Raw genomic sequence first — 16101 nt, 5'->3', positions numbered from 1 at the left:
AGCCCTGACTACGCCATCAACCACAGCGCCGCAGCCCTAGCGCTGCACCAGGCCAACCACCCGGACACCATCCATCTGGATAGCAATATCTGGATAGCAATATCTGGGAGGTGGATCCGACCGAGCTGGTGCAGGGCCGCCCTGTCGGCCTGTTGTGGGCCAGCGCGGATTGCAAGCATTTCAGCAAGGCCAAGGGCGGCGCACCGCGCGATCGCAATATCCGCGATCTGGCTTGGGTCATTGTCGACTGGGCCGAGAAGGTGAAAGGCGCTCTCTGTCCGCCAGCTGTGGCCCGCCAAACGATCTCGTGAGCCAACTGCCACGGCAGTTGAAACCGGGACGATCCCGCCGCTACACTTGGGCCAGAGTTATCTGCCTCAGGGGACTATTGCTGCCCGATGATGATTATTGCCGACAACCAGCTGCTGCTAATCCTGATGTGTTTTGCCATGGGTTGTGTCGGCACTGGCTTTTTGTTTCGCAACCCTGCCGGTCACCACGCCTGGAAAGTCGCCGATCTGGTCTGGGTGGTACTGGGTGGCTTTGGAGCCCTGGTGGCGGTGATATCGGGCATTTACACCACCGACAGTTCGCGGCTGGAACGCCAGATCGACATCGCATTTGCCGCAACAGCCGCCTTTGACCGCGACGCCGCCCGTTTTCGCCTGCGGTTCTGCGACCCGGCTTATGACACCGACATTTCTGTGCTGTGTGACAAGATCGAATTCCTGTCTGCTTCAACGGCAGGCAATGCTGACTTGCCCCTGTTTCTGGCAGTCACGGATGAAGTCGCCCCGTTGCGCAGCCTGTCGTTTTTACTGGGCGGGCGCGATGATATGGGCGAAATGAGGGAGATGGCCGCCAAGGCAAATGCCTTTGATCCCGCAGCCTTTATTGTCTTTACTGCGCTGGATGACGCAACCCAGTCGGCAGTCGACAACATGCGCCGCAAAGTGCCCGCTATCGCCGGAGATTTCCTGATACTCGCGCGGACTTATGATGATCTGATCTCCCATGTCACCCAGCTCAAAAGCGAATGGGAAGTGCTGCAGGACAATGTCCGGATCTTGATCTTGCAAATCCTTGCTCTCTGCCTGGTTAGCTTTGCCGCACCGTTTCGGCTGGGAAAATCCCTCGTAGAGCTGCGCCTCTTTGCTCGTTAAACTGTCGAAAAATGAGGACCCCACATGCCCACCATCCGGCAGTCACACGGACACTCCAAACTTCCACCAAACAAAACCCACTCTGCAGGAACGGCCCAATGCTGCCATTCGAGTCAAACCCGCCTAACGGTAGTTTCCAGCCCGAAGCCGACCTTCTATCTGATGAGGTGGCGGCAGGAGAGACCATGCAGGAGGGGCGGAAACCGGCCATTCGGTGCGACAGACATCGAAGTCTGCTGAGCGGGGCTGAGTTCATTGCAGTCATTGAATTAATTAGGGACGAGGGAAATAGAAGTCGTGTAAAATCCCAAACACGAGAGCGACCCCAAGGAGGAACCCGCCCAAAATGATCGGAAGGAATACACCGCTGAGGAAGCTCATACCCTCGATGCGAGAGCGAAGATTGTCTTTTCGCACTTGAAACACAGGGGCTTTGGGCCCGCGTGCTAGGGGATATAGGCGGTGTGCCAAGCAGTGGGCGGTTGTCGTGAACAGTTGATAAGCGATAAGGCTTCCAACAATGGAATACGTCCAAAATCCGGTGTCATGGGCTCTGATGACGAAGAAATATATGATGAATGAAAGGGCCAAAACGCCGACGATTAACGTGTAGCCAATGTGGGACAACGGAATTATTTCAACGCCATTGTCGCAGGTGTTACATTGATATTTGGTCACGGAATTGTAGCGATCCCATGTTTTCGATACAGCCTTCATTCTGGCGGCGTCATTACAGGTACACTGCCGATCTTGGCTGTTGGTCGGCATGGTTGTTAATCCTTATTCCTCGGCGGCATCGAATTTCAGGATATTTTTGCACCGTTTGTACTGTCGCAGCCCCGTGCCCCAGGCACAAAGCCAGACTATTAGCCACAACACCAGCCCGATAACCGTTTGAAAAACGGTGCAGCCCAGACTGAACGATGCAAGCGAAAGGGTGAGTTGAATAAAGCCGGTGAAGACCTTCTTTATCAGCAGAAGCAGCGAGCCCAGACCAGGGATGATCTAATTGTAAATAATCCCGAGCAATCCAATTGCCTCCTTTAGTGTTTCAATCCACTAAACCTCAAGCACAGTTGCATTGGCACTAGATGGTCGTGGTTTTTCTAACGCTTAACTTATAGGAAACTTGGGTCCGGAAATATTAGGACATCTGCACTAAGGTCGTAGCCAGTATCCGGTGGCTTCGCTTTAGCACAGGATTGACTCTCCCGATGTTTAGCAGTCCGTTGGTATTGGGGGCAAAAAAGAGGATGGGTATGACGACAGACACGATCATTGTTGCCGACGATCACCCTATTTTCCGCGAGGGAATGACGAGAATCATTCGTCGTATCCTACCGGGGACTATCCTAGAAGCGGCAGAATTCGGAGCCTTATTAAGCCTCATTGAGGATGACAGCCATCCGACTCTTTTAATTTTAGATTTGGTTTTTCCAGGTTTTGATGGAGCAAATTCTGTCGAATATTTGCGGCAAAAGTGTTCGCAATCCGCGATCATCGTGGTCTCAATGAACGAAGACCCTAAAATAGCCCGTATGATGTTGGCGGCGGGGGCAAATGGCTATATTTCGAAATCAGTCCTCCCTGAGCAAATTCAAAAGGCCATCGCCGATGTTTTGGACGGCGAGGTTGTTATGCTGCTCGAAGCACAGCCAGAAAATGACCTTGAAAACCCGGACATCACCCTGGGTCTGTCGCCCCGCCATATCGATCTGCTCGTACGCCTTGGCCAAGGCAAATCCAACAAAGAGATTGCCAGAGAACTCGATATTTCGCCTTTCACCGTGCGGGCACATATGTCTGCCCTCTTCAAAAAGCTAGATGTCTCAAACCGAGCAAGCGCTGCCGCAATTGCGGCGCTCAATGGATTGGTCTAGGCAAGGGACGGGCCGTTTTTACTCGGTTGTTTTGTGCCGCATCGCCAACAATGTTGAGCGCAGTTCACGAGGTGAAACCGGTTTGAGAAGCGTCCAGCACCCGGCCTTCTTGGCAGACAATTCAAGCTCGGGCGTCAAGGTTCCACTGATGATAAGCGTCGGAATTTTTCGGCCGTAATGCGCGACAATTTTCTGCGCCAGTTCAAGGCCGTTACTCTCGATGTTCAGGTGCAAATCGCTGATCACTACGTCCGGCGCTGTTTTGGGGAAACTCAGTGAATGCGGCTCGATTGCAACGACTTCGTAGCGCCACTTCGATAATAGCAGTTGCAAACCGGCAAGTATTTGCGGGTTGTCATCGATTACCATGATTGTCTGGTTTTTTGGCTGGACATGAGCGCCTGTAGCTCCGTTCTGATCCGGGCTGAGCGGTTTGTCGACAGCCTTCAGGTCGCACAGCGCAAGATGCGAGCCTCGGCCTTCTATTGACTTTAGTTCAATCGAAAAATCCAAAAGTTTCGCCGTTCTGGCAACAATCGCCAAACCAAGGCCAAGCCCTTCTACACGATTTGGCCCGTCCGAGTTGCCGCGCTCAAACTCACAAAAGACCCGTGATTGCAACTCTTCAGACATGCCAAAGCCTTGGTCAAGAACTTCCACAGAAACGCAGTCGCGACGCCGGCGTACACCGATCAAAACCCGTTGCCCTCTTGAGTAATTGACGGCGTTGAAAACTAGATTTTGCAAAATGGACGTCAAAAGTGCTTTGTCCGTTTCGACCCACACAGATGTTGCGACATGCGCCAATTTCGTCTTATGCTCACTCGCTTCGGGTAGGGCCTGGCGCACCACTTGCTCGATGACATCGTTGAGCTCAAAGACACTAATATCCTTTTGAATGGCACCGGTTTCAAGTGAAGTGATGTTAAGTAATGACTTGAAAAGACTTGCTAAATTTCCAACTGAGGCATCTATCGTGTCGAGAATTTTTCGACCCTCCTCATTCATAGTTTGATCTCGCAAGCATTCGGAGAGCAAGCCAATTGCATGGATCGGTTGACGCAAATCATGATTTGCTTGGACGAGAAATTGAGTCTTTGCCAAATTGGCTGCATTGGCCTCATACGCCGCGCGCTCAAACTTCTGCGCGAGATCTAGATTTTCCACCTTTGTCGCGAGATAATCAGAGAGCTCCTCACTGGTATCATTGGCAAGCCGACACAGCATACCCATGAAAATAAGTACCAAAATCCCAAGCAGGATGTAGTCGCCACCCAGCATGAAAATGCGAAGGGCAAGTAGGCCCGTGAAAGGGATGACATAGACATAAAATGAGAACCGGAAAATCCCCAGAGAGCGCGAAGCCGAGGCACAGGCACCAGCAACAATGGCCATTTGAATAGAAAAATGAGCGGGGTTTTCAACATCCAGGCCGAGTGCAACAAACAGCCCCCAACTCACACCTACAAAAGCAAAAAGCCCATGCAGACGTATTTGCCATGCGGAAAGATCAAAATCAGCAGTCGATGTTGTTGGCACGGATTTCGTGAGCTGGTGAAGTAAAATGGGGGTTCCAAAAATCTCCCATGCTGCCCAAATGACCAGCACAAAAAACGGCAATACATCCCACGCCAGATAGGTTAGTACCATAAATGACGCGATATGGCCGAAATAGATCTTGGAAGGTGCACGCGCAAAAAGCTTTGCCCGGTCCTCGGTGAAATCACTGGGGGGAATGAGCAATATCGCCATATGGGTCTCCGATCCAGAGCGCCATCCTACTTGGCCATGCCTTCAAGGCAACTAGTACATTTACCCTAATATGTAGGTCGTCAAATTCATCGTAGAAAAGGGTCAATGAGCCTCTGAAATATGAAAGAAAGATCGATATGCCGAACTCAACTGGAAAAAAGACAAACGCAATTTTGGTTGCATCCGCCTTGGCAATTGGCAGCGTGTTTGCAGCGGGCGCGGCAAGTGCCCAAGGCAATTTATACTATATGCATAATGCGAGCGCCTACTATGTTTGGTCAGATCTTTCCATATGTGAAAGCGATTTGACAAGAAGTGGCAACACATGTGTTTCTTGGGGAGACAGAAAATGTGGGCGCAATATTTGGGCCACTTCGGCGACCACAAGGGTCGCAAGCGACAAATTGCGGCGAAATGATACCGTGATCTTGAAGCATACCAACGGCAATTCCGAATTTTGTAGACTGGAGCCATGATCGGCAGCGCGCCAATGAGACGTGCGACCGTTTTGGCTCTGGCTTTGCTTGCAGCACAGCCCGCAGCAGCAGGATGTTCTTTTTCAAAGGCACCTGTTGCAGGTAACTATGGTGGCTATACGTTTTATCAGGGTTTGATGCACCAGAAGGACCCCGAGACAGGCAGGACCTTGAATGCAAATCAGGCGGTCACTGCCGGGCACATTTCCGAATGTGTGCAAGTATGCCTCGACAATCCAGCCTGTACGGGCGTTACCTACCGGCGCACGTCGCATGGGCAATGTTTGACCTACGCAGGGTATGATTTCGAGTCCGGCCGCCCTATGGGATTGGCCCTTTCGTACTCGTCAGAAATCAAAGCGACCTCGGCACTCGTTCGCACATGGTTTCAAGGCCCGACATGCCAATAGGATCATTTGTGAAACAGAGCCCCCCCATCATTCGTTTGTTCAACGGACTTGCCTGCCTGAGTTTGACTGCTGTGCTGGGAACTGGCAGCGCTGCCTTCGCGCAATCGTGGATGGCTACTGATAGCAGAAACCCGATGGGACTTCATTCGCTGTCTCTTTCCGTGCAAAAGCATGAATTCGCCTTGCAAATTGGCTGCGATGAATCGGGACAAGAGACCCGTCAGTTGAAAATGATGTTTTTTGGGCCCGCACTGCCACGCCTCTATGGCACCGACGGCCAAACCGAAACGCTCTTGTTGCATTTCACCCAAGCCTCGGAACCTTCCTATACAATTGAATGGGACGTCTACTATTTTGACGGCGGTCTCGGCGATCAAGCCTGGATTGGCGACCTCACCGTAAACGCTCATTTTTTGCGCGAATTCTCACAAGCCATCGACATCGAGATCTTGAATTCGGACTTGGAGTTGATCTACCGCTTCCCTGCAAAAGGCAGTAGCATGGGCGCCAACGAGATTTGGCAGGTCTGCGGGATTGGCTCAAAATAGCGGGCTCAACGGGTTTTTGGACCAGCAGGATAGGCTCGAAGTACATCGCGGAAACCTGAGAACTTTGAATAGCCCCAAGTTTCTTAGACGCCTTGCAGCTTCCGTTGTTGTTGTCTTTCAAAGGCCGCTGGCGACAACATCCCATTCCTAGCGTGTTTGCGCTTCGGATTGTAAAACATCTCGATGTAATCGAACACGTCAGATCTAGCGTCTTCTCTGGTCTTGTATGTCCTGCGACGGATGCGTTCGCGTTTAGGCAGGTTGAAGAAGCTCTCGGCCACGGCATTATCATGGCAATTCCCGCGGCGGCTCATACTGTGTTCTAGATTGTGGTGTTTGAGAAACGACGCCCAATCAATGCTTGTGAACTGTGAACCTTGGTCAGAATGTACCAGGACTTTGCTCGTTGGTTTGCGCCGCCAAACGGCCATGAGTAACGCCTGCAACACCAAGTCTGTTGGCTGCCTATTTTGCATAGACCAACCGACGATGCGGCGGGAGAAGAGGTCGATCACTACAGCCAGATACGAGAACCCTTCATGTGTTTTGATGTAGGTAATGTCTGTCACCCAGACGTTGTTGGGGGCCTCGACATCGAATTGACGGTCTAGCGTATTGTCAACGACGACTGATGGCTTGCCACCATACTTACCGGGGCGGCGTTTATATCCGATTTGCGCGTATATCCCAGCCAATCGGGCCAGTCGGGCCACACGGTTTGGACAACATGTCTCACCCAGATCGCAGAGATCATCATGCAGCTTGCGATAACCGTAAATGTTGCCGCTTTCTTCCCAAGCTTCTTTGAGCAGCTTTGTCTGGCGTTCATCTTCTTGCGCACGATGACTTAACGGGTTTTTAACCCATGCATAGAAACCGCTCGGATGCAGACGCAAGCAACGGCACATGGCGCGAACCGAAAAAATCGGCCGATGCTCTGCCCCTTTCGTGCATTGCTGCGCAATACCCTGCCGGGCAGCGCATAAACGCGTACCTCACTTTGCATCCCTGGCGAAGTACGCGGTGGCCTTTTTTAGAATATCGCGCTCCTCAGAAACGCGGGCAAGTTCTTTCTTCAAACGCCTGATCTCTGCGGCTTGCTCCGTGGTCTCGATGATCTGTTTGCGCGGCTGCGAAAACTGGGCCTTCCACGTGTAAAGTGACTTGGTGCTGATCCCTAATCGCTCCGAAACGTCCGCAACTGAGTATCCCCGATCCACAACTTGTGCGACCGCGTCACGCTTAAACTCATCGGTAAATCTAATCCCTGACATCACAGTCTCCTTGCTTCCAAAATTACCAAGCAAGGCGTCTACAAATCTAGGGGCTATTCACGCAACTGAACTAAAAGTTTGCAATGTGATTCGCGGAAATTCAACGGGAATGACTAATTCCTGAAACATGTGTATGATTGACGCGAACAGGGACACGACGCTTTTTTTGAGTTGCGGGGCACATATGTCCACCAAATTGGAATCCAGAAGACTGGCCGCGATTGTTGCAGCCGACATGGTTGGCTACAGCCACCTTGTGGAAGTCGATGAGGCAGGCACGATTGCCCGGCAAAAGGTGATCAACGACGATCTCATCAGGCCAAAAGTGAAGGAATTCGGTGGCCGTGTTGTCAAAACTACTGGCGACGGGGCGCTCATCGAGTTTCCCAGCGCGATCAACGCTGTATTGTGCTCGGTTGCCGTCCAGCGCGAGATGGCAGACCGCGAAGTGGATATCCCCGAAGACCGTCGCATTGCCTATCGCGTCGGTATCAACCTTGGCGACATCATTCACGACGGCGGCGATATTTTTGGCGACGGCGTGAATGTGGCCTCAAGATTGGAAGGTCTGGCGGAACCGGGCGGCATTTACATTTCAGAGGCTGTTTTTAACAACGTGAAAGGCAAGCTTGATCTGGGATTCGCTGATCTTGGTCCGCAGAAGGTAAAGAACCTGTCTGAACCAATTTCAACGTTCAAAATTCTGCTTGATCCCGGTGACATCGGCAAGATCGTTAACTTAGGAACTCCGCATTCCGATCTGGTCCGAAACGTGTTGGCCGCATTTGCCATCTTTGTGTTGATCGCAAGTGGCGGATATTTTGCCTTTGACAGTGCTGCGACACGCGGGTCCGGACCGCCCAGGCTCCTGATTTTACCGCTGAAAGCCGAAATTTCCTCTAACAAAACATTTGCCGACGCAGCGACTGAAAACCTGATCACTTCCTTCGCTCGATTGAGCAGGCTGACAATTGTGCCGCGCATCGTTTCAATGGAATACAAAGGCATCGAGGTCACGCACAAAGATTTGCCTGAAGAATTCGACATCCGTTACATTCTGGACGGAACTGTGCGCTCGAAAGACGGTAACGTTGAAATAGCAGCCCGCCTTCGCGACACGCAAGACGGAAGTGAGGAGGTCATTTGGAAGCAAACTTTGAGTGCACCATCAGAGCAATTTTTCGACCTTCTGGCAACGCTAAAGCAGAGCGCGGTCGGCGCAATGAAAATCAAGTTAAATAACTCAGAACGCTCAGCTTTCAACACCCAACTAACCAACAATATTGAGGCCTATCTTGCTTTCGTCAAAGCGCAGCGACTGTTAAACGGCAGGAATTTCTCGAAGGTCAAACCGGCGCTTCTGCTTTATGAAAAAGCTATGGAACTTGATCCGGGCTTCGTTGACGCCAAAATTGGCTATGCAGAATTGAACTATATAATTTGGGAGCGGAGTTGGAACACAGTCAAACCTGTGCCTGAAGCTTTTGTTGACCTTGAAAATACAATCGAAACAATATTGGCCGCAGACGCACAAAATGCACGCGCAATCGGCCTTCGAATACGATTGCATATTGAGCATATGAACTTTGAGCAGGCGTTGTTGGAAGCTCGGGCTGCTATCTTTCTGGAAACAGATGATCCACGATTGAGGAACGTCCTTGGACTGGTGTTACTCGCATCAGGCGATTATTCTACTGCCAAGGAGGAGTTTGTCGCATATGAAGAGCTTTCTCCAAGGCTCAACGTGGGTGAAAAAAGAGACCTCGCGCAGCAATATCTTAGATTGGGCAATGTAAAGAAAGCACTTTCACTCGTTGCAGGCATTCAAATGGGAGAAGCGAAACTTTCTCTGCAACTGTTGCTGGCTGAGGCGCATGCGCGAAACGGTGATGTTGAGATTGCAAAAACCTATATAGACGAACTTCTGAAAGAAGTGCCATGGCTAAGCGTGATCTGGTACAAACCGCTATTTGACAGTTATTCTGACCCGAGCATCTATAAAGCTTGGGCTGAAGCCATGATTGCGGCTGGGCTTCCAGAAACGCCATACGATTTTGCCAATAGCACCGACCACGGCAGATTGTTGCATGACGACCTTATCGAGCTGTTCTCTGACCGCTACGTAGAGACACATGATAAAGATCCTTTTGGCGCACCCTACAGAGAAGTTCGCCGCGGTGACGGTTCGATTTCGATGGAATTTCAATGGCTGAACGGGCAAATCATCACGGGAATTTGGTACATCAAGGGCGACTATTTGTGTACTATACTTAGCAGCCAGCAAATGGGTCGGGAAGAGTGCAGCACCGTTTATATTGACGCGGAGCAGTCAACTGGCGAAGTAAAACATGTTTTAAAGCTTCATTCTTTTGGCCTGATAAAATCTGAATTCAGACTCGTAGCAGAGTGAATGGGCCAAGAGCTCCAGCAGGAATTATCCAACGGAAAGTTCTGGAAAGTCCGCACAGCAGACACTGGTGCTACGCGCAGCGAATGGCGGCTGTCCGCCCTTTGTGCTCGATATACCGCGTCATGCTGCACCCAGCACGAATGTCGTAGAAGGGCTGGAAGCTGCCGTTAGACGGGTTTTGCACGAGGGGCCGGTTTGGGCCGTCCGCGGCAGTTGGATTTACAACCGAAAAATCTGCAAAGTTGCCTTGTTGTCATCGACACATGCCGAAACGAATGTCTCCTTTTGCCTGTTCACCAAGGCCTCGGAGAATGGCGACCCAAGGGGGGTGGTCAGTCCTCTGGTCATATCTTTCAGCCCGACTACCTGGCTACTTGACTACTCCAGTTTACGGCTGCCCAAATTGCCTGTTGCCCTACCAACCTGCTCGATGCATCTGTGACGGAGCCGCGCCCATCAGAGGACGGCCAAGATCGACAAAACAGAGGAGTTAACAAGATCCGACGATCTGCCTTTGGACCCTTTTCGGACCCTTTTATTTTCAGATCACCGGATATAGTTTCATTAAAACAAGAAGTTATTTACAAAGTCGATCCCTACCGCCGGAGCCAATTCCCCTTGATTTTGCTATAAATGCAAAGAAACCAAGGGGTATTGGACCCTTTTGGGACACTAAAGCTGATGAAGCCCCCCCAACAGCGTGACCCGCTACGTCAATTTCATCAGAGCAGTGGTGAACCACACAATCGACGAGCGCGGCCTGTCGGCTAGCAACCCTTTCCACAAATTGAAGATCAAAGACGCCGGGAATACTGCCGGAGACCACCTAGGGTTGAAGACAGTTAGCAGCGAGCGACGGCTGCCCATATCTGACCGATTGGACGAAGCGTTACAGGAGCATAGAGAGAACAAGCTGGAGGAGGCACCAATTTTTGATCGGTATGGTCGCGACAAAGGAAATACTGCAGCCTCAGCAACGATGATGAAACGCTTCAGGAAAGTCATCTCTGACCCCAAGAAGGCGTTGCACAGCCTACGGCACAGGAAGAAGGACGACCTGAGAAACACCAGTTGTCCTGAAGAAATCAGCAAAGTGATCCTTGGTCACAGCAACAAAGAGGTCGCTGCACGGTACGGAGCTGGGTTCAAAATTGACGTGTTGCGCGACTGGATGGACAAATCCAACCTAGAGAATGGCCTATGACACCCTCCGGGAATTCAGGAGCAGCCCCGCTCAAGTCGGATCCAACGACTGACGATATTCCTGCCCGCCCTTTCAACCCACATCGTTGCTGTGCCTCCACTGCCATGACGGCGCTGGTCCAGGACGTTCTGCGATTCATGGAAGGGTATGAAGCCTACTATAAGAAGCGCAAACGAAGACGGAATGCTGCTGCTCAAGCCACCTACGAAGCCACAGTTGAAGCTGTTGTGTGTGATTTGGTTCACCGCCAGTTGGAAGTTCTTGGTGGGCAAGTTCATGTCACCCAAAGCCACCAGATCCTGCGATCGAAATCCCGCTACAAAGATGTGGCGCTTGGCAAGACCCTTTCTGATATCCTGAAGGTAATGTCTGCCGAAGAGATGTCTTTCATCTCTTTGTCTGCGGGAGAACGTAAGTTCACGATCAAAGATCAGGCTTTGAACGTTGCCGTCAGCGGAAAACAGACAGTTCTTGGCTCGGGATCTAGGCTTTTGCGCCTGATTGAAGGCTCATGCATCACCTTTGCTGATATCGGACGAACACCAGATGAAGAAGTCATTCTGCTGAGAGAACCTAAACAACGGGACGATAAACCCGGCAAACTGGTCGAATATGCAGACACAGAAGAGACCCCTACCCTCAGAGAGCAGATGCAGGTCATCAACACTTGACTGGAAAAGACAGACGTCTCCTGCTCCCTCCCGGACTGGACCTGTCACGGTATTGTTCCGCCCCTTTGAGAGCATATTCTGCCCCAAAGGAGATACACCATGGCACCACGACCATCCGAAGAATTCAAACGCGACGCAGTGCGGATCGCACTGACCAGCGGGCTGACCCGCCGACAGGTGTCCTCCGATCTTGGGGTTGGTATGTCCACCCTGTGCAAGTGGATCAGAACCTATCGTGACGCGGACGTTGTTTCGAAAGAGGATCAGGAACTGGCCAATGAGAACGAGCGCCTTCGCCGGGAAAACCGCCTTCTACGTGAGGAGAGGGAGCTGCTAAAAAAAGCAACAATCTTCTTTGCGGACCAAAGCAAATGAGGTTTTCATTTGTTGAAAAGCACCGCAATAGCATTCCCACAGAGCGACTTTGCCGGATTGTGGATGTCACCCCACGTGGCTACCGAGCCTGGCGCAAACGCCCTGCCTGCCAGCGTCAACGTGGGGATATGGTTCTGTTGGCCCACATCCGGGAGCAGCACCGCCTGAGTTTGCAGAGCTACGGCCGACCGAGAATGGTCGAAGAACTGAAAGAGCTTGGTCTGGATATTGGTCACCGCCGTGTCGGCCGATTGATGCGCCAGAACGGCATATCTGTTGTCAGAACCCGTAAGTACAAGGCCACAACGGACAGCAATCACAAGTTCAACATCACGCCAAACCTGCTGAACCGGAACTTCTCAGCAGATCGACCCAATCAAAAATGGGTTGTTGATATCAGCTACATCTGGACCCGCGAGGGCTGGCTCTATCTGGCCGTGGTTCTGGACCTGTACTCCAGGCGCGTGGTCGGTTGGGCTGTCAGCAACCGGATGAAGCGCGATCTGGCCATACGGGCGCTGAACATGGCCATAACCCTGCGCAGGCCGCCCAAAGGATGCATCCATCATTCTGATAGGGGCAGCCAATATTGCTCGCAGGATTACCAGAAAATCCTGCGCCGGTATGGCTTCAAGGTATCCATGAGCGGCAAGGGTAATTGCTATGATAACGCCGCAATGGAAACCTTCTTCAAAACCATCAAAGCGGAATTGATCTGGCGGCACTCTTGGCAAACCCGCAGGGCTGCTGAGATCGCCATCTTCGAGTACATTAATGGGTTCTATAATCCCCGCCGGAGACACTCGGCATTAGGCTGGAAAAGTCCCTTGGCTTTTGAAAAGATCGCCGCCTAAATGAGCACAAGGGGCGGAACGAAAGCGGGACAGGTCCAGACATCAACTCTCATGATCGTCGTCTGAAGCGCATATTTAACATCTCTGACTTTGCGCAGGGAGGCAGGCTGTATGGCGGATTCTGGCAACGTTTGAAACTCTCTGAACGTCTTGAAAACATGATGCTAGGCGAGGATTACGTTGCAGAGCTCGACTACGGCCAGATGGGTCTCATGCTGCTTTACGGACTTGAGGGGACTACGCCTCCAGAAGGCGACCTCTACGACCTGTCTGAATTTGGTATCCCGACAAGCTGTCGTCCTGGCGTCAAGAAGGTCATTCAGGCGGCCATTAACGCCAGTAAACCTCTGGGACGCATGCCCAAGCGAGCCAGGAAAACCATCCCAAAGAGGATATCACTGACTGAAATACTTGAGGCAGTCAGCAATAGGCATCCACTGATTGTTCATCGATTTGGTGCCGGGGTTGGCATGCTGCTCATGCGGCAGGAGTCAGACATCCTTGTTTCTGTTCTTTTGGCCCTGAAAGACAAGAACATACCAGCGCTCCCCATTCATGGTGCTGTGCTTGTGCCGGGGGAGAACGATGTTGAGGCACAGGAGGTCATGATCCGGGTATTCAAAGAGCATGTGGGCCTGACCCCAGAAGTCAGTATTGAGCACTCTTAATAAGCCAGGGGAGATATCAGTAAGTTATTAATAGTATTACTAAATATACAGAATACAAGAAGAATGCATAAAGAATAAGATGTCTCTAGGGTCAGGACTCATAACCAAAATAAGACGATTGCGGCGAGTGCAACGGCAGAGAGGAAGAGTTCAGGGCATCTGTCATAACGCATGGCGATGCGTCGCCAGTCTTTGAGCTTACTGAACATGTTTTCGATTTTGTGGCGGGATTTGTACCGGGACTTGTCATGCAAGATGATCTGTTTGCGCGATTTTCGTGCCGGAATGCAGGGCTCAATCTTCATATCTTTCAATCCATTACGAAACCAATCTGCGTCATATCCACGATCAGCGAGCAACCATTTGGCCCTCGGAAGGGACGCCATCAGGGCACGTGCGCCGATGTAATCACTCACGTCGTTTCCAGCGATCAGCTACAACCGGATCGGGCGACCGAATGCATCGGTCACGGCGTGCAGTTTTGAGTTCAAACCACCCTTTGTCAGCCCAATCAGGCGGGTTTTGCCCCCTTTTTGAGAGCCAGGCTTGATGCCGTTCGGTGCGCTTTAAGATGGGTCGCATCAATCATAAGCACGTCGGTCTTGTCACACTCGCAGGCCAACTCCATGAGAATGCGGGCGAATATCGCCTTGCGGCTCCAGCGGACCCACCTGTTGTAGAGTGTCTTCGGGGTGGCGTATTCCGCTGGAGCATCCCGCCACCTTAACCCATTGCGGTTAATAAATATTAGTCCGCTCAGGACACGTCCATCATCCCTCTCGGGACATTGCTATTCAATGCCCTGCCGGGCAGTGAACGCGAGGCTTCCCATGCGATTTTGGAAAGAACGGCTTAAGACGGGACATCTGGGAGTCCGTTAGCCAGAAAAGATCGCTCATATCACTGCTCCTGTTTGGGGACAGTGATTCAGACTTCCATCACAAAATCAATGGGTCCTGACCCTAGACCGTTTCCAAGACGGCCATCACTCCCGTTGTGGCCTCCCTCAAGATCAATTTGTCCAGGGTCAGGTCAGAAACCGCACGCCGAAGGCGCTCATTCTTTTTCTGAAGCCGCTTTAGTTCCTTGAGTTGTTCCGTGCCCATTCCGCATTCGCCGCTGGGCTCGAACCAATGGCGCCTTCAACGGCTCATTTCTTCTTCCAGCGGTAATAGATTTGTTCAGTCACACTGATCTGTCTGATCGCGCCTATTCGGGCCATACCTTGCCCCATCAAAACTTCAACCTGCCATAACTTCACGACAATCTCTTCGGCCTTGGGTCTCTTAATTGCCACCTATGGTCCTCCGGTTTCCTTATCATAGGGGCGGGCCACTTTGGGGGGAGGCTCAATCCGATATCTGCCCCAGAGATGCCCTTAACTTGCCGCTAAATATCCTATTTATACCCGAAATCATTAAGCCGATCAGCCCCTACCCGCTTAATGGCAGCTTACCGTAAACGCCTGACGGCATCACCTACAGACCAGATATGAGGGGTTCCCATCAAGTCGGCCTGGCTAAGCGGTTAAGTTGGCGACCGGATGTGGATCACTCGATCGGCCAGCATGTCCATGGTGCGCGCGCCGCAGGCCTTCATATGCGCCGATCTGGCATGCACGCCAGGGACTCCAATTTCTCGACGCCGACAATGGAGTCGGGGCCAAATGAGGTTTGCATCGGCCCAGCCTTCGCGGAGCCAATTGGAGCGATCGCCCCAAGGACAAAGCAACCACTGCGGCAATGACGCCAGGGGTTATTCGTCGCGCGCTGGTCCGGGTGGTTCTTGCAAATCCGGACCCCGCCAAGGAAGCCACTGGTAGCAATCCACACTAAGGAAATTTCCGGCGTTCAAAGCTGCGCTCTGGCCGGTTGATAAATATCCGGCAGCGCCTGGCATGACATGTGGAGCAGGGTCTTCATGATTGAGAGCCAGAATTTGGCCCTGCACTGCCCGGCAGGGCATTTGCAAAATACCCGAAGGGGAGCATCGCGGATATTCACCCTGAGCGCCTCAATATAAACAATCGGATATATCGATTCCAGAGCGCGGTTCTGCCGGTCCGACACCTCAGCCGGAACAGCGTCGGTGACGCGGCTGATAAGGTCGCCAGACAGCCGCAGGCGGTAAGGCTCTTGCAGGTCGGCGCGGAACGGACCGCACCTTCGTTCAATCAGCCCAAGCTCGTGGTCCTTCATCAGGCCTTTGTCGCCGCGTATATCCTCGGGTTGGTCAACGCCGCCGCAGCCGTTATCAAGGGTAGGTTCAACAGCCGCGAGCATGTCCTCGTATTTCTCCATACCATCAGGAGTGTCGCGCTCGCCGCAATAGACAATTATTTTCAGCCCCTGCACCCGCGGCTGGATCGCCAAGGCTGCGTCATTGAACGCATCATCCACCAGCGATATTTCAACAC

The 16101-nt window shown here is 51.9% G+C and carries 11 protein-coding genes and 4 pseudogenes; 10 read left to right on the top strand and 5 right to left on the bottom strand.

The features are described 5' to 3' along the window. Positions 1 to 110 precede the first annotated feature (110 nt). The 3 genes from QPJ95_RS18255 (at position 111) to QPJ95_RS18245 (ending at position 3043) form a co-directional block, all read left to right on the top strand. A complete protein-coding gene (locus QPJ95_RS18255; RefSeq protein WP_270921107.1) occupies positions 111 to 311 on the top strand; it encodes a hypothetical protein in 201 nt (66 codons plus the stop codon). Positions 312 to 398: 87 nt separating this feature from the next. Continuing rightward, positions 399 to 1163: a hypothetical protein gene (locus QPJ95_RS18250; protein ID WP_270921106.1), complete on the top strand. Its 765-nt coding sequence runs from the start codon at positions 399 to 401 to the stop codon at positions 1161 to 1163. Between the two features lie 1259 nt (positions 1164 to 2422). After that, on the top strand, positions 2423 to 3043 hold the full coding sequence (locus QPJ95_RS18245; RefSeq protein ID WP_270921105.1) for a response regulator: 621 nt from the start codon (positions 2423 to 2425) through the stop codon (positions 3041 to 3043). Positions 3044 to 3061: 18 nt separating this feature from the next. Here QPJ95_RS18245 and QPJ95_RS18240 read toward each other — a convergent pair whose 3' ends face one another. Beyond that, positions 3062 to 4795, bottom strand: coding sequence for an ATP-binding response regulator (locus QPJ95_RS18240; protein ID WP_270921104.1), 1734 nt, complete (start codon positions 4793 to 4795; stop codon positions 3062 to 3064). Positions 4796 to 5267: 472 nt separating this feature from the next. On the opposite strand from QPJ95_RS18240, the gene QPJ95_RS24345 reads away from it, so the two are divergent. Both QPJ95_RS24345 and QPJ95_RS18235 read left to right on the top strand, forming a co-directional pair. Next, complete coding sequence (locus tag QPJ95_RS24345; RefSeq protein ID WP_390922494.1) at positions 5268 to 5681, top strand: PAN domain-containing protein; 414 nt, start codon at positions 5268 to 5270, stop codon at positions 5679 to 5681. An 8-nt stretch (positions 5682 to 5689) separates the two neighbouring features. Then, entirely contained in the window at positions 5690 to 6229 is a 540-nt protein-coding gene (locus QPJ95_RS18235; RefSeq protein WP_270921103.1) for a hypothetical protein, read from the top strand. 83 nt (positions 6230 to 6312) lie between these two features. Here the strand turns inward: QPJ95_RS18235 and QPJ95_RS18230 are convergent. After that, a pseudogene (locus QPJ95_RS18230) lies at positions 6313 to 7503 on the bottom strand (IS3 family transposase). 184 nt (positions 7504 to 7687) lie between these two features. On the opposite strand from QPJ95_RS18230, the gene QPJ95_RS18225 reads away from it, so the two are divergent. The 5 genes from QPJ95_RS18225 to QPJ95_RS18205 all read left to right on the top strand — a co-directional run bounded on the left by QPJ95_RS18225 (position 7688) and on the right by QPJ95_RS18205 (position 13685). Next, positions 7688 to 9913: an adenylate/guanylate cyclase domain-containing protein gene (locus QPJ95_RS18225; RefSeq protein ID WP_270921254.1), complete on the top strand. Its 2226-nt coding sequence runs from the start codon at positions 7688 to 7690 to the stop codon at positions 9911 to 9913. 700 nt (positions 9914 to 10613) lie between these two features. Continuing rightward, positions 10614 to 11117: a site-specific integrase gene (locus QPJ95_RS18220; protein WP_286018174.1), complete on the top strand. Its 504-nt coding sequence runs from the start codon at positions 10614 to 10616 to the stop codon at positions 11115 to 11117. Then, positions 11114 to 11788, top strand: coding sequence for a hypothetical protein (locus tag QPJ95_RS18215; RefSeq protein WP_286018173.1), 675 nt, complete (start codon positions 11114 to 11116; stop codon positions 11786 to 11788). The genes QPJ95_RS18220 and QPJ95_RS18215 overlap by 4 nt, the downstream gene beginning before the upstream one ends. Positions 11789 to 11887: 99 nt before the next feature. Continuing rightward, positions 11888 to 13017, top strand: a protein-coding gene (locus tag QPJ95_RS18210; RefSeq protein ID WP_390922490.1) for an IS3 family transposase whose coding sequence is annotated in 2 segments (ribosomal slippage) — positions 11888 to 12131 and positions 12131 to 13017 — 1131 coding nt in all. Because the reading frame shifts where the segments join, the coding sequence is not laid out codon by codon here. 131 nt (positions 13018 to 13148) lie between these two features. Then, positions 13149 to 13685 carry a hypothetical protein gene (locus QPJ95_RS18205; protein ID WP_270921318.1) on the top strand — a complete coding sequence of 179 codons (537 nt, stop codon included), beginning with the start codon at positions 13149 to 13151 and terminating at the stop codon, positions 13683 to 13685. 98 nt (positions 13686 to 13783) lie between these two features. Here the strand turns inward: QPJ95_RS18205 and QPJ95_RS18200 are convergent. The 3 pseudogenes from QPJ95_RS18200 to QPJ95_RS24485 all read right to left on the bottom strand — a co-directional run. Then, a pseudogene (locus QPJ95_RS18200) lies at positions 13784 to 14584 on the bottom strand (IS5 family transposase). Between the two features lie 90 nt (positions 14585 to 14674). Continuing rightward, positions 14675 to 14982: pseudogene (locus QPJ95_RS18195) on the bottom strand (hypothetical protein); the annotation flags it as partial. A gap of 679 nt (positions 14983 to 15661) precedes the next feature. Then, positions 15662 to 15835: pseudogene (locus QPJ95_RS24485) on the bottom strand (transposase); the annotation flags it as partial. Positions 15836 to 16101: the final 266 nt, after the last annotated feature.

Origin of the sequence: Parasedimentitalea psychrophila (assembly GCF_030285785.1) — a bacterium.
Lineage (GTDB): Bacteria > Pseudomonadota > Alphaproteobacteria > Rhodobacterales > Rhodobacteraceae > Parasedimentitalea > Parasedimentitalea psychrophila.
This window is presented reverse-complemented; position numbering and strand designations above follow the sequence as displayed.

Bases quoted from the DNA above. Each gene is read 5' to 3' on its own strand.
- QPJ95_RS18250 (WP_270921106.1), top strand. From the start codon at position 399: ATGATGATTATTGCCGACAACCAGCTGCTGCTAATCCTGATGTGTTTT.
- QPJ95_RS18215 (WP_286018173.1), top strand. From the start codon at position 11,114: ATGACACCCTCCGGGAATTCAGGAGCAGCCCCGCTCAAGTCGGATCCA.
- QPJ95_RS18245 (WP_270921105.1), top strand. From the start codon at position 2,423: ATGACGACAGACACGATCATTGTTGCCGACGATCACCCTATTTTCCGC.
- QPJ95_RS18240 (WP_270921104.1), bottom strand. From the start codon at position 4,795: ATGGCGATATTGCTCATTCCCCCCAGTGATTTCACCGAGGACCGGGCA.
- QPJ95_RS24345 (WP_390922494.1), top strand. From the start codon at position 5,268: ATGATCGGCAGCGCGCCAATGAGACGTGCGACCGTTTTGGCTCTGGCT.
- QPJ95_RS18225 (WP_270921254.1), top strand. From the start codon at position 7,688: ATGTCCACCAAATTGGAATCCAGAAGACTGGCCGCGATTGTTGCAGCC.